The 14,015-nt window shown below is 37.4% G+C and carries 14 protein-coding genes, 2 tRNA genes and 1 pseudogene; 8 read left to right on the plus strand and 9 right to left on the minus strand.

Going from position 1 to position 14,015, the window contains the following annotated elements:
* Positions 1–41: 41 nt before the first annotated feature.
* The 4 genes from dapF to A6M14_RS06535 all read right to left on the minus strand — a co-directional run bounded on the left by dapF (position 42) and on the right by A6M14_RS06535 (position 3,940).
* Complete coding sequence (gene dapF / locus A6M14_RS06520; protein WP_152874180.1) at positions 42–887, minus strand: diaminopimelate epimerase; 846 nt, start codon at positions 885–887, stop codon at positions 42–44.
* Positions 888–900: 13 nt separating this feature from the next.
* Positions 901–2,145 (minus strand): diaminopimelate decarboxylase, encoded by a 1,245-nt coding sequence (lysA, locus tag A6M14_RS06525; protein WP_152874181.1) that lies wholly within the window; start codon positions 2,143–2,145, stop codon positions 901–903.
* 24 nt (positions 2,146–2,169) lie between these two features.
* Entirely contained in the window at positions 2,170–2,400 is a 231-nt protein-coding gene (locus tag A6M14_RS06530; RefSeq protein ID WP_152874182.1) for a hypothetical protein, read from the minus strand.
* A gap of 133 nt (positions 2,401–2,533) precedes the next feature.
* On the minus strand, positions 2,534–3,940 hold the full coding sequence (locus A6M14_RS06535) for an amino acid permease (RefSeq protein WP_152874183.1): 1,407 nt from the start codon (positions 3,938–3,940) through the stop codon (positions 2,534–2,536).
* Positions 3,941–4,264: 324 nt separating this feature from the next.
* On the opposite strand from A6M14_RS06535, the gene A6M14_RS06540 reads away from it, so the two are divergent.
* Positions 4,265–5,623, plus strand: a complete 1,359-nt coding sequence (locus tag A6M14_RS06540; protein ID WP_152874184.1) for an alanine/glycine:cation symporter family protein — start codon at positions 4,265–4,267, stop codon at positions 5,621–5,623.
* 69 nt (positions 5,624–5,692) lie between these two features.
* On the opposite strand, the gene A6M14_RS06545 is transcribed toward A6M14_RS06540, so the two are convergent.
* Positions 5,693–6,121: a hypothetical protein gene (locus A6M14_RS06545; protein WP_228720307.1), complete on the minus strand. Its 429-nt coding sequence runs from the start codon at positions 6,119–6,121 to the stop codon at positions 5,693–5,695.
* Positions 6,122–6,308: 187 nt separating this feature from the next.
* Between A6M14_RS06545 and radA the strand changes: the two genes are divergently transcribed.
* Positions 6,309–7,691 carry a DNA repair protein RadA gene (gene radA, locus A6M14_RS06550; protein ID WP_152874185.1) on the plus strand — a complete coding sequence of 461 codons (1,383 nt, stop codon included), beginning with the start codon at positions 6,309–6,311 and terminating at the stop codon, positions 7,689–7,691.
* A gap of 137 nt (positions 7,692–7,828) precedes the next feature.
* Positions 7,829–8,798: pseudogene (locus A6M14_RS06555) on the plus strand (Tim44 domain-containing protein).
* Between the two features lie 39 nt (positions 8,799–8,837).
* On the opposite strand, the gene A6M14_RS06560 reads toward A6M14_RS06555, so the two are convergent.
* Positions 8,838–9,533, minus strand: a complete 696-nt coding sequence (locus A6M14_RS06560) for an aspartate/glutamate racemase family protein (RefSeq protein ID WP_152874186.1) — start codon at positions 9,531–9,533, stop codon at positions 8,838–8,840.
* 73 nt (positions 9,534–9,606) lie between these two features.
* Positions 9,607–10,791 (minus strand): trypsin-like peptidase domain-containing protein, encoded by a 1,185-nt coding sequence (locus A6M14_RS06565; protein WP_188110869.1) that lies wholly within the window; start codon positions 10,789–10,791, stop codon positions 9,607–9,609.
* A 167-nt stretch (positions 10,792–10,958) separates the two neighbouring features.
* On the opposite strand from A6M14_RS06565, the gene A6M14_RS06570 reads away from it, so the two are divergent.
* The 5 genes from A6M14_RS06570 (at position 10,959) to A6M14_RS06590 (ending at position 13,267) form a co-directional block, all read left to right on the plus strand.
* Complete coding sequence (locus A6M14_RS06570) at positions 10,959–11,717, plus strand: Nif3-like dinuclear metal center hexameric protein (protein WP_152874187.1); 759 nt, start codon at positions 10,959–10,961, stop codon at positions 11,715–11,717.
* Between the two features lie 159 nt (positions 11,718–11,876).
* Complete coding sequence (locus A6M14_RS06575; RefSeq protein ID WP_152874188.1) at positions 11,877–12,503, plus strand: superoxide dismutase; 627 nt, start codon at positions 11,877–11,879, stop codon at positions 12,501–12,503.
* 157 nt (positions 12,504–12,660) lie between these two features.
* Positions 12,661–12,736, plus strand: a tRNA-Asn gene (locus tag A6M14_RS06580).
* 5 nt (positions 12,737–12,741) lie between these two features.
* Positions 12,742–12,817: transfer RNA gene (locus A6M14_RS06585), tRNA-Asn, on the plus strand.
* Between the two features lie 147 nt (positions 12,818–12,964).
* Entirely contained in the window at positions 12,965–13,267 is a 303-nt protein-coding gene (locus A6M14_RS06590) for a hypothetical protein (RefSeq protein WP_152874189.1), read from the plus strand.
* Between the two features lie 213 nt (positions 13,268–13,480).
* Here A6M14_RS06590 and A6M14_RS06595 read toward each other — a convergent pair whose 3' ends face one another.
* Together A6M14_RS06595 and A6M14_RS14095 are read right to left on the minus strand one after the other, a co-directional pair.
* Complete coding sequence (locus A6M14_RS06595; protein ID WP_152874190.1) at positions 13,481–13,810, minus strand: hypothetical protein; 330 nt, start codon at positions 13,808–13,810, stop codon at positions 13,481–13,483.
* A gap of 8 nt (positions 13,811–13,818) precedes the next feature.
* Positions 13,819–13,965, minus strand: coding sequence for a hypothetical protein (locus A6M14_RS14095; RefSeq protein ID WP_171500250.1), 147 nt, complete (start codon positions 13,963–13,965; stop codon positions 13,819–13,821).
* Positions 13,966–14,015 lie beyond the last annotated feature (50 nt).

The raw sequence follows: 14,015 nt of genomic DNA on the forward strand, positions 1-14,015 counted from the left end.
AAAAAAGCCCCGACGAATCAGGGCTTTTAAAACATCTTTTATTAAGATTGGAAATAGCGTAAGTCTAATCGACCCTCAAAAACAGTTGCTGTTGGACCTGTCATCCAAACAACATCGCCTTCTTTCCATTCAATTAAAAGTTTACCACCTGCCAATTCAATTTCGACTGAACTTGCAAGCAAACCACGGCGCATCCCTGAAATAGCGGCTGCACACGCGCCTGTACCACAAGCAAGTGTTTCACCTACACCACGTTCAAATACTCGCAAACGCGCATGTTTTTCATCAACAATTTGCATAAAGCCTGCATTTACACGCTGAGGGAAACGCTCATGAGACTCGACTTGTGGGCCAATTCTAGCGACATCTGCTGTTAGCACGTTGGGTACAACAGTTACCGCATGCGGATTACCCATGTTCACAACATCAATCGTTAACTTTTCATCATTTGCTAAATTAATGTCGTATAAAATTTCAGGTTCTTCCGCAATGAATGGAATTTCTTGTGGTAAGAATTTTGGATAGCCCATGTTTACACGAACCCAGCCATTTTGACCAAGTTCAGGCTCTACTATACCTGCTTTAGTTTGAACTTTAATTTTGGTTTTATTCGTCAGTTTACGTTCATGAACAAAACGTGCAAAACAACGTACACCATTACCACATTGTTCAACTTCTGAACCATCTGCATTAAAAATACGATATTTAAAATCTGCATTTGGAACATCAGGTGGTTCAACAATTAGGAGTTGGTCGAAGCCAATACCAAAATGACGATCTGCTAAACGCTGAATAGTCAAAGTATCTAAAAATGCTTTTTGGCTAATGAGGTCAACCACCATAAAGTCATTGCCTAAACCATGCATTTTAGTAAATTCTAATAACATCTAAAATTACTCCTTAAGGCAATAAACGCTCATTTTCCCATAATGATTCAATCGTTTCACGCTCACGAATTAAATGAGCTTGATCACCACTGACCATGACTTCCGCTGCACGACCACGACTATTATAGTTCGAGCTCATAACAAAACCGTAAGCACCTGCACCTAAAACAGCCAGCACATCATTTTCTTGAATCGCAAGCTTGCGCTCTTTCCCTAAGAAATCGCCAGTTTCACAAATTGCACCGACTACATCCCATTCTTTTGTTTCCACATCTGTACGAGGTGTTACTTCTTGAATGTCCATCCATGCTTCATATAAAGCAGGACGAATTAAGTCATTCATCGCTGCATCAATAATGGCAAAGTTACGGTGATTGGTTGGTTTTAATAAATCCACTTTCGTCAATAACACCCCTGCATTTGCAGAAATGCTTCGACCAGGTTCCATATACACTTTTAAGCCTAATTTTTCTAAAGCAGGTTTAAGTGCATTTGCATATTCTTCAACTGTTGGCGGTACTTCATCTTTATAAGTCACACCTAAACCACCGCCAATATCGATGTGTTTTAGATTAATACCTAATTTTTTCAGCTCATCAATCATCACAATGACACGATCTAAAGCATCGACAAAAGGTTGAGTTTCTGTCAACTGAGAACCGATATGACAATCGATACCCACAACATCTAAATTTTCTAAAGATGCAGCATATTGGTAGGTTTCATACACAGTATCTGAAGGAATACCAAACTTATTTTCTTTTAAACCTGTCGAAATATAAGGATGTGTTTTTGCATCTACATCTGGGTTTACACGCAATGAAATAGGTGCTTTTTTACCTAATTCAGCAGCAACTTTTTGTATACGATCGAGTTCCGCATAAGATTCAACATTAAAACAAGCAATACCCACTTCTAATGCTTTTTTAATATCTGCTTCTGTTTTACCTAAACCTGAAAATACAATTTTAGAAGCATTGCCGCCTGCTTTTAATACGCGTGCAAGTTCGCCACCTGTCACAATATCAAAACCAGCGCCAAGCTTGGCTAATACATTCAATACCGCAATATTAGAGTTAGACTTTACCGCAAAACAAATTTGATGATCGATAAAGCTAAAAGCACGATCCATATCTAAAAAATGCTTTTCAAATGTTCCTTTTGAATAAACATAAAGTGGTGTGCCAAATTGCTGCGCGAGCGTTTGTAATGAACATTGCTCTGCGTGCAATACCCCATTAATGCGGGTGAAACTCATGAATGTATCCTTGCGTTGATCGAGTTAAGGTGTAGTCGGTGTATCAGAACTTGATGGTGCAGCAAATTGTTGCTGTATAGGTGCTTCCACTTGTTCTTTTTTCTGTTCCGTAGAATTAGAATCTGAATAAAGTAAATATTTCGCTCGCTTATCATAATTTTGATCTTTGGCTAATTGTAATGTGCCAGATTGACCACAACCCACGAGTGCGTAACTTGTAACTAAAATACCGATGCCGCAAATGACTAAACGCATCTGACCACCTATCCATTAATTTTGGTAAAGTATACCGTGATCATGTGCTTGACCAAAGTACTAAACGCAAGAGATTATCTTTAGAAATAAAAAAACGCCAGTTTTAAACTGACGTTTTTTTAATAATAATTGATTATTTATGTTTTGGCTTATAAAAACCAAAGTAACCAATCGCTAATATAACCAGCCAAATTGGACTGACCATAAGGGCTTTCATTGTGTCAGCTTCAAGTGACAATACATAAATTACGCCAACAAAGAAAATAATTACAACCCAACAAGTAAATAAACCACCCGGTAATTTAAATGTCGATTTTGCATGAAGTTCAGGGCGTGTTTTGTAATACACCATGTAACTCCAAATAATCATCAACCATACACAAATGAATAAAATTGTTGATAATGTTGTTGCAAGCGTAAATGCCAATACTGTATTTGGTACAAAATACTGTAATGCAGCGCCAAGCAATAAACACACGGTAGAGAAATACAATGCATTTGCAGGAACAGCACGTTTATTCAATTTACCAAAAGCTTTTGGACCTTGTTCTTCACGAGATAAACCAAACAACATACGGCTTGTAGAGAATACACCACTGTTCATTGAAGACATTACAGATGACAGAACCACAAAGTTCATAATAATCGCAGCAGCAGCAATACCTGCTTGGCTGAACAAATTAACAAATGGACTAATGGTTGGATCAATTTTATTCCACGGCGTAACTGACATTACAATAACCAATGCCAATACATAGAAAATAATGATACGAATTGGAATCGAGTTCACTGCTTTTGGTAAGTTCTTTTCAGGATCTTTCGTTTCTGCAGCCGTTGTACCTACAAGTTCAACACCCACAAATGCAAAGATTGCAATTTGGAAGCCTGCTAAGAAACCTGTTAAGCCTGTTGGGAACATCCCGTTGTGGCTCCAAAGATGTGAAAAAGATGCAACCTGACCAGAAGTTGATGTAAAACCTGTAAAGATCATCCATCCACCAACAGCAATTAGCACCAAAATTGCAATAATTTTCACCATTGCAAACCAGAACTCCATCTCACCGAACAATTTTACGGTCGCTAAGTTCAAGCACATAATGAATGAAATAGATGCAATACTAATAAGTACGCCCTCTAATGGTGAGAAGGAAACCCCTCCATTAAAGAACTGTAAGTAATAAATAATGGCTGATAAGTCTGCAATACCAATGGTGATCCAGCATAACCAATAGGTCCACCCTACAAAATAACCAGCCCAAGGACCAATTAAATCGGTTGAAAAATCAATAAAAGATTTGTACTCAAGATTTGATAACAGCAATTCTCCCAATGCACGCATTACAAGAAAAACCATGAAACCAATAATCATGTAAATAAATAGAATGGAAGGTCCAGCTAGACTAATTGTTTTCCCTGAGCCCATGAAAAGCCCTGTTCCTATGGCTCCGCCAATCGCAATCAACTGTAAATGTCGATTTGATAAGCTTCTTTTTAAATCGCCTTCTTCTTCGGCAGGCGAATTTATTTTTTGCTCTGACATTTTTTAATTCACCTTCAATGTATAACAAGCTCAAATTAACTTACTTTTTAAATAATGCAAAAGAAAACATCCTACGATCAGTATTTCCTTATTAATCGTAAATCTTGATTTATTTTACTTATCTGCTTTTTTTAGTGATTAATACATCTATTCTGTATGTTTTTTAATAAATTTTGTTCTTGTAAAAACTCCCTTTATGTGTGAAAAATATACAAATATAGAGCAACTAATCACCACCCTATATTACATAAATTAATAAGAAAAGAAATGGCATAGCAATTGCTTAATGTAAACAACAAATAATTAGGATGAGAAAAAATATATATGCAAAATTTACAATCAATCATGGAAACATTAAGTGGATGGGTATGGGGCCCATACATGTTAGTACTGATCGTAGGTACTGGTGTATTTTTAACTTTCCGATTACTTTTCTGGCAATTCAGAATGTTACCACTTGCGTTTAAACAAGTATTTGGTAAACACCCTAACAATAAAGATTCAGGTGATATTTCACAGTTTGCGTCACTAATGACAGCACTTTCAGCAACCATTGGTACGGGTAATATCGCAGGTGTTGCTACCGCCTGCGTTTTAGGGGGACCTGGTGCTGTTTTCTGGATGTGGATGACTGCGCTATTTGGTATGGCTACTAAATATGGTGAAGGTGTACTTGCTGTCAAATATCGCCATAAAAATGAAAACGGCGAAATGAATGGTGGTCCAATGTATTACATCGAGCGTGGTCTTGGTACAAAATGGAAATGGCTCGCTGTATTATTTGCATTATTTGGTACGCTTGCTTCATTTGGTATTGGTAGCTCGGTTCAATCAAACACTGTAGCACTTGCTGTTGAAAACAGCATGGGGATTGAAACTTGGATTACAGGTGTTGTCATTACTGCTTTTTCAGCTTTGGTTATTTTAGGTGGGATCAAGACTATTTCTAAAGCATCCACCGTCATTGTTCCTTTAATGGCAATTGGTTATGTTGCTGGTGGTTTAGTGATTATTCTAAATAACTTAGAACTTGTTATTCCTGCACTAAAAATGATCTTTAGCTACGCATTTACTGGTGAAGCTGCTGCTGGTGGTGCTATTGGTGCAGCAATTCGTTACGGTGTTGCACGTGGTGTATTCTCTAATGAAGCTGGTATGGGTTCTGCTCCTATTGCTGCTGCTGCTGCAAAAACGGATCACCCTGTGCGTCAAGGCTTAGTCTCTATGACAGGTACTTTCATCGACACTATTATTGTTTGTTCTATTACAGGTATTGTACTTGTAATGGGCTTCATTATGGCTGGGAATTCATTTGGCGGTGAAACAGGTGCCGTACTTACAATCAAAGCATTCGACCAATTACTACCTGGTGTTGGTGGCTGGGTTGTGACTTTCGGTATTATTTTCTTCGCTTATTCAACTATTTTAGGTTGGAGCTACTATGGCGAAAAATGCTGTACTTATCTACTAGGTGAAAAGTACGTCTTGATATATCGTATTATCTACATTGCATCTGTATTTGTTGGATGTGTGGCAACACTTGACCTTGTATGGCTATTTGCAGATACATTCAACGGCTTAATGGCTGCACCAAACTGTATCGCATTATTATTACTTTCAGGCATTATTGCCAAGGAATCGAAAGACTTTATTGCAAAACGCAAATCTGGCGAATTGTACTAAGTTTAAAAACCAATCTAAGAATTAAAAAAGCCACCTCAGGGTGGCTTTTCTTTAATATCCATTTTTATTTTAAGATGGCGTACCGTTCCAAGTATCATCTTCAAAATCAGGTTCAAAATCAGACTCAAACCCCATTACACGTTCTGCTTCTAGCTCAATAGCAGTTTCTAAATACAAAACAAAGAAGAAAACACCTTCAATTTTCATCTCGCCTTGTTCATCTTCCAAATAATCACTCAAAAGTAAATATTGCTGATTCTCTAAATCAAATGGAATATCAATGTAAATATCACCTAAATAACTGTCGACCAAGCCTTCTTCTTCAAGTCCCATACAAGAAACATAAGGAATGCTATTTTGCTCTAACCAAGTCAGTACTTTCTGGCGATTTGAATCTGGATTTTGATCATCTTTTTCATAATTTTCAAAATGTACAAAAAGCACATCACGGTTCTTTTCGCGTGAGATCGCATCAATATGTTGCAATAATTGCGGCATGATGTATTTCCATTTCAAAATAATGAGAGCCATATTATAGAACGCGATCACAACTTAATGTCAGATAATTCTATTCAGGCGTCAAAGCTTGTCGTAAAACGATAATTTTTCATACGAAACACTTGGTTTTGCACTACATTCACCGCTATGCTGTTCAATAATTTCGAACAATAACTTCAACATCATTATGGCAAAAGCGAAAAGTGTTTATCGTTGTGAGCAATGCGGTACAGATCACCTAAAATGGGCGGGTCAATGTTCTGATTGTGGCGAATGGAATAGCTTAACCGAAGTCAGTATTGCACCAACTGTCACACATCGAGCGCAATCTAAAATAGGTGGAGGTGGCTATGCAGGTCAAGCAGCCAATGTCACGACATTAAACCAAATTACGGTTTCTCATGAATCACGCCTAGCCACAGGTATTAGCGAATTTGATCGTGTGTTGGGTGGCGGCTTGGTTACAGGTTCTGTCGTTCTGATTGGTGGTGACCCTGGCATTGGTAAATCGACTATTCTTCTACAAACTGCCACATATATGGCAGCCGCAAAAAACTCGGCTTTATATATCACAGGTGAAGAATCACTTTCTCAAGTTGCTTTACGAGCGAATCGCTTAGACCTACCTACAGATAAACTTCGAGTGATGGCAGAAACTTGTGTAGAACGTATTTGTGATGTTCTTGCTCAAGAACGCCCTGCTGTTGCCATTCTCGATTCGATTCAAACTTTATATACAGAAAGTTTACAATCTGCGCCCGGTGGCGTATCTCAAATTCGTGAATCTGCGGCAATTTTAACGCGCTTTGCAAAGAATAGTGGTACGGCTTTATTTATTGTCGGTCATGTAACCAAAGAAGGCTCACTAGCAGGTCCACGTGTTTTAGAACATATGGTCGATTGTGTTTTGTATTTTGAAGGTCAATCTGACTCACGTTACCGCATGATTCGTGCCGTAAAAAACCGTTTTGGTGCAGTTAATGAACTTGGTGTTTTTGGCATGACCGATAAAGGTCTTAAAGAGGTAGCAAATCCATCTGCTATTTTCTTGAGCCGTTATGATGAAGCAATTCCCGGTTCTATTGTAATGATTAGCCGTGAAGGTACTCGCCCACTTTTGGTCGAAGTACAAGCTTTAGTTGATGATGCTCATGGTCAACCTAGACGTGTTGCACTTGGTTTAGAACAAAACCGTTTAAATATGCTACTTGCCGTTATGCATAGACATGGTGGTGTACAAACTTCTGGGCAAGATGTCTATGTAAACGTTGTTGGTGGCTTAAAAATTACTGAAACAGGTTCTGACTTAGCGGTTCTTTTAGCATGTGCTTCAAGTTTGCGTGGCAAAGCATTACCTCAACAGCTTGCCGTTTTTGGCGAAGTTGGTCTATCTGGTGAAATTCGTCCTGTTCCAAATGGTCAAGAACGCTTAAAAGAAGCCGTAAAACACGGTTTTAAATATATTATCTTACCAAGGGGAAATGCACCGCAAAAAGCCATTCCCGGTGTTAAGGTCATTGCCGTTGCTCGCCTACATGAAGCACTAACTGAAGCCATTAATTTGGATTAACTTAAATATAAGGTAAAATATTAATTTGATTATTTTATGTTCAATCTAAAATATATTCTTCTTTTGTCATTGAAAAACATTTGAAATGACTGCATAAATAGACTGTTATTTTTTATTTTTTTTATTAGGAAACTTTAATGGAAGTTCGACAGCGTGGTTTGATTGCTGGTCTTTTGACAGCAGCATTATTGGTAGCACCTTTAGCAGCAGAAGCAAAACGTGCAGGTGGCGGTAAAAGTCATGGCATGAGCCGTTCTTCAGCTCCATCTCAGTCTTACCAACAACCTCGTCAAGCGACTCCTGCTCAACAACCTGCTGCTCCTGCTAAATCAGGTCCAGGTGTGGGTGGCATGGTTGCTGCTGGTGTTGCTGGTGCTGCAATTGGTGCAGTTGCTGCAAATGCTTTAGCAGATGACAAAGCGCCTGCATCTTCTGAAGCTCAAGCTGCTCCTCAACAGCAAGAGGAAAAAGGTGGTTTACCTAGTTGGATTTGGATCTTACTTGCTGCAGCTGCTGCCTTCTTCGTTTTTCGTAAGATGGGCGCAAAAAAAAAAATTAGCAACAAATAATCCTTTCTCTCCAAATAGCGGTGCGAATAATGCACCGTTTGGTCAAGCACCATCTACGGGTCGTCCTTCAAATGACAACAGCAATATTTTTGGTCAAAACGTAGGTGGTTCTGCTCCTGTAAACAATGCACCTTTTGGAGCTGCATACACAAACAGTGGTAGCCAATTACCAGATGGTACTGAACCTGCAACTTTCTTACGTGTTGCTCGTCAGCGTTTTAACCATATTCAGTCTATGAATACAGCAAGTAACATTGCCGAAATTCAGCGTTACTTAACACCAGATCTTTACCAGTCAATGTATAACGACATCATGGCAAATCAAGACCAAGACGTTGCTGAGTTTTCTAACTTAAATGCAATGGTTTCAGATTCTGCAAATGAAAATGGTCAATATGTTGTAAGCGTTCGTTTTACAGGTACTGTAAGCGAAGACTTAAACAGCTTGCCACAGCCTTTTGCTGAGGTTTGGCATTTTGTTAAACCTGCTGGTTCAACTCAAGATTGGCTAGTTGCTGGTATTCAGCAAGAAAGCTAATATTCTAAATTTTAAAAGCGAGCTCTAGAGCTCGCTTTTTTATTTATCATCAACAATGAAATCTACTATTTTATTCACATGAATTTCTGTTGAATCAAATATCGGTACAGAAATATCCTCATTTGACAGCAACATACCAATTTCAGTGCATCCGAAAACAACACCTTGCACCCCTTCTTTAACAAACTCATTAATAATTGAAATATAATCTTGTTTAGATTTTTCCAATACACGTCCTAAACATAATTCATCATAGATAATGGTATGTACAACTTCTTGTTGATCAATATTTGGGACAACAACTTCAATTCCTTTTGAATTGAGCTTATTTTTATAGAACTCTTTTTGCATTGTAAATTTTGTGCCTAACAGCAAAACCCTATTTTTTTCATTTTTAACTATTTGATCTGCAACAGCATCTGCAATATGAAAAAATGGAACAGAAATTTGATCTGTAATTTGATTTGCCACTAAATGCATCGTATTCGTACACAATACAACAACATCCGCACCAATCAACTCAAGCTTTTTAGCCACTTCGCTCAAGTATATTCCTGCGTCATCCCAACGATTTTCCGATTGCATTTGTTCAATTTTTTGAAAGTTCACACTATACAAAATCAAGTTTGCCGAATTTAGCTGACCCAGCTTTTCATTCACGAGCTTATTTATTTTTTGATAATACAAATCGGATGATTCCCAACTCATCCCACCAATTAAACCGATTGTTTTCATGGAGTATCCTTCCTCTTGCATTCATTTATGGTAATAAAAAAGCCCCTTTTTAGGAGCTTTTTTCTGTATCAATTTATTGTTTTGGAAGCGGAATAAACTGTTTATCTTTATTGTTTTGAGCTTTTCTTTCCCCAATCACAACAGATAAAGTCAGCTTTTCATCTCCACGCTGAACAACCAAAGTCACCGTGCTTGATGGTACTTGTAAAGCAACATAATTAATGAGATGCGATGGTGTAGTAATTGTTTCACCGTCAACACTTAAAATAATATCACCGCGTTTTAATCCAGCTTGAGCCGCAGGACCCTCTTTTAAAACATCGGCAACAGACACACCTTTTTGTTCAGAAATTAAAATATCATCTTGCTGAGTTGGCAATAAACTAATTCCTAACCAACCTCGTACAACTCGCCCATCTTTTAAAATTGAATTTAAGACTTGCTGACAAATTTTAGCAGGAATAGAAAAACCAATACCTAATGATCCACCTGATTGCGAGAAAATTGCTGTATTTACACCAATTAAATTACCTGCAACATCAATCAGCGCACCACCAGAATTACCTGGATTGATTGCAGCATCAGTTTGAATAAAGTCTTCATAGGTATTAATACCTAAATCTGAACGACCTGTTGCTGAAATAATACCCTGCGTAACCGTTTGACCTACCCCAAATGGATTACCAATTGCCAAAACAACATCACCCACTTCATTACCACTAAGTTTAAATGGCAACACAGGTAAATCATCTAGCGCAATTTTAATGACCGCTAAATCTGTATCAGGATCTGTTCCAATCACTTCAGCCACAGCACGACGACCATCCTGCAATGCAACAACAATTTGATCTGCTTGTGAAATCACATGATTATTCGTCAAAATATAGCCATCTTTACGAACAATAACACCCGAGCCTAAACTGTTTTCATTAGGACCTTGTTTGAGTTGATCTGGCAATTCATTACCAAAAAACTCTCTAAAAGCAGGATCATCTAATAAAGGATGGTTAATCTGTTTCACTTTTTGGGTGGTAAAAATATTTACAACGGCTGGCGCTGCAACTTTCACAGCTGCACTATATGAAACCACGCCACCTGTACGTGTTGTATTTATAAGTGGCTCTACTTTTTCAGCTGCCATTTTCACACCATCGGCAGCAACAGGCGCTTGAGGCTTGTGCATAAACTGCCAACCTAAAAAGCCTAAAATGACAATAACAAGTAACACCCATGGTAACCAAGTAAAGGTACGGCGCACGATTTTGTCCTCTAAAATATTTTAATTCGTTGATGACTAAAGTAATTTATGCCCTATTGTAAAGCGAAACACAATTAGATACATAAAAAAGCCCAATAGTTTTGTCTTGCTTTAGTTACAATTTAAACTGTATGTTGATCGTTATATTTTTAAGGCTTTATAAATTTATGGCAAAGCTGAATGACATTATTCAATGGTGCAATAACACTTTAAAATCTGCTGAATTTAAAGATTACGCACCCAATGGTCTTCAAATTGAAGGTAATCCAGAAGTAAACAAAATTTTATGTGCGGTAACCGCATCTCAAGATGCAATTGATGCTGCCATTGCCCAAAATGCAGACTTACTTTTGGTACATCATGGTTATTTTTGGAAAGGTGAAGCCTACCCAATTACAGGCATGCGCGGGCAACGTATTCGTAGTTTAATCAAGAATGATATTTCTTTAGTCGGCTATCACCTACCTTTAGATTCACATCCAACTTTGGGTAACAATGCAGCAATTGCTGAAATTTTAGAATTAGAAAATATTGAAGCGTTGGATGCAAGTGAGCGTTATCCTATTGGGAATATTGGTTATTTGAAGCAAGCCATGACGCCTGAAGGCTTTAAAAACTATTTAACCGAGCGTTTAGGATTCGACACTATTCATCTTAATTCAGAACGAAACACCATCCAAAAAGTTGGTTTTTGTACTGGTGCAGCACAAGATTACATCACCAAAGCGTATGAACAAGGCTGCGATGCATTTATTTCAGGTGAAGTAAGCGAACGTACCTTTTATGAAGCAAAAGAATTAAATGTTCACTACTATGCATGTGGTCACCATGCGACAGAACGCTACGGTGTCCAACGCTTAGGAAAAGCCATTTCAGATCAATTTGATATTGAATATAGTTATTTTGAATTAAACAATCCAATTTGATATAACGGTCATCAAATATATTTAAGATAAGCTCTTATTCAAATAAATTTAGGCTTTATTCGCTATTGTTATTAGTACTCAATGCGCAATTTTAGCTAAGAATCTATTACAATAAGACCACTAACTGTCAAAACCCAGCAAAATGCAAGGAATTGAAAAATGACTACGATTACTTTACCAGCATTACCATATGGTTACGAAGATCTTGCTCCTCATATCAGCAAAGAAACTTTAGAATTCCATCACGACAAACACCACAATACTTATGTTGTTAACTTAAACAACTTAATTAAAGGTACTGACCTTGAAGGTAAAACTTTAGAAGAAATCATCACTGCTACTGCTGGTGATGCTTCTAAAGCAGGTGTTTTCAACAATGCTGCTCAAGTTTGGAACCACACGTTCTACTGGAACTGTTTAGCTAAAAATGGTGGCGGTGCGGCAACTGGCGCGTTAGCTGCTAAAATTAACGAAGCTTTCGGTTCTTACGAAAAATTTGCTGAAGAATTTGCTGCTGCTGCAACAACTCAATTCGGTTCAGGTTGGGCTTGGTTGGTTGCTGACAAAGTAAATGGCGAACTTTCTATCCTTAAAACTGCAAATGCTGATACTCCACTTGCTCATGGTAAAGTTGCTGTATTAACAATTGACGTTTGGGAACATGCTTACTACATCGATTTCCGTAACGCTCGTCCTGTTTACATCAAAACTTTCCTAGAAAGCCTTGTAAACTGGGATTATGCAAATGCTAAATATGCTGGCCAAGCTGCTGGTGTTGAAAAATAAGATTTAAATATTTCTTATTTTTAGTATAAAAAATCACCCAATTCGGGTGATTTTTTATTTTTTGAGCAATAAACGAATACTTATAAAGCAAACAATTCATTTCTTTACATTATCTGGTTGACGACTTGTCATTTCATCCCTAAAATGCGCATCAGATTCTCCAATAGCTCAGTCGGTAGAGCGACGGACTGTTAATCCGCAGGTCCCTGGTTCGAGCCCAGGTTGGAGAGCCATCTATTCTTCCATAGCTCAGTCGGTAGAGCGACGGACTGTTAATCCGCAGGTCCCTGGTTCGAGCCCAGGTGGAAGAGCCAAGATTCTAAAAAGCCCAAGCATTGTGACTTGGGCTTTTTTTATATCTCAATTTAAGAAAAATACACTACCACCTATTTCATCTAACACATTGTTCAATGAAAGATTTTTAGCTATCTTAAATATAACGAAAAACAATAGTTAAAATTATGGATACACCTTGGTTAAAGTCTCTTATTTTTTGGGCAATTGTGATTACTGTAATTTTTGCAGTTTTTCAATGTTCGCAAAAATCTGAAAATAATAAACAAGCCTCTGCCCTGATGTATGAACGCCTATACCAATGTACACGTGATTTAAAAGTTGAACATAAACCACTATTAAATACGATTCAGCAAAATTTAAATGCCAATTTACCCCAACAAGAGATGGTTAAACTCATTAATGATTGTAGAAAAGTAAATCCTCTCAAAGACAAACTTCAATATATAAAAATTATTCAATCGAGTTAACTAACTCAGATATTCAACATCAAAATCTATTTTGACATCTATTCTTATTTCACCTGAATATATTTTACTTTCGTGCTAAATGAGACTATATAAAACCATGGAATATAAAAAACCCAAGTAGAGATGCTTGGGTTTCTTGATACATGATAAGGCTATGATTTATATTAAATAGTAATTCTTCTTTCGTATAAAGTGTATTAGGTTAATTTTAGCCTAGTTAACAATTTGCATTAAATTATTATGCTTAATACACCACTCCCAAAATAATATGACGTTCTCTAATTCAAAAATAGCTTTATCCAATAGGCGCACTTCAATACTTTCCATACTAACCCCCAAAGAAGTTGAAATCATCGTATCCACTAAGAATGAATGAGCCATATTATTTCTATTGTCTCTGTTCTTTTCCAATAGTTTGATGATATCTGGACGCACCTCTTTTTCTTTTAGAATCCAAACAGCTTGACCAAACGTTTTTCGTTCTAATTTTTCTAGCTCATCTTCAGATGTATAACCAAATTGGCGATGGATGATTTGTTTCATTTGCAATTCTAATATCTGCGCCATTCCCATATACAAGGCGTATTTTCTATAAAACTTTTCCCCTTATATTTCTCTAATCTTTGATCACTAAGATGTATTATCTCATCAAAGGCTACTTCTGTCTGAGCCATTACTTTTTCAAAATCAAAACCCATCTACACCTCTTACTCGGATTAAAAATATCTGATGTGTGCTGAGAAAACAG

Origin of the sequence: Acinetobacter portensis (assembly GCF_009372215.1) — a bacterium.
GTDB classification, from domain to species: Bacteria; Pseudomonadota; Gammaproteobacteria; order Pseudomonadales; family Moraxellaceae; genus Acinetobacter; species Acinetobacter portensis.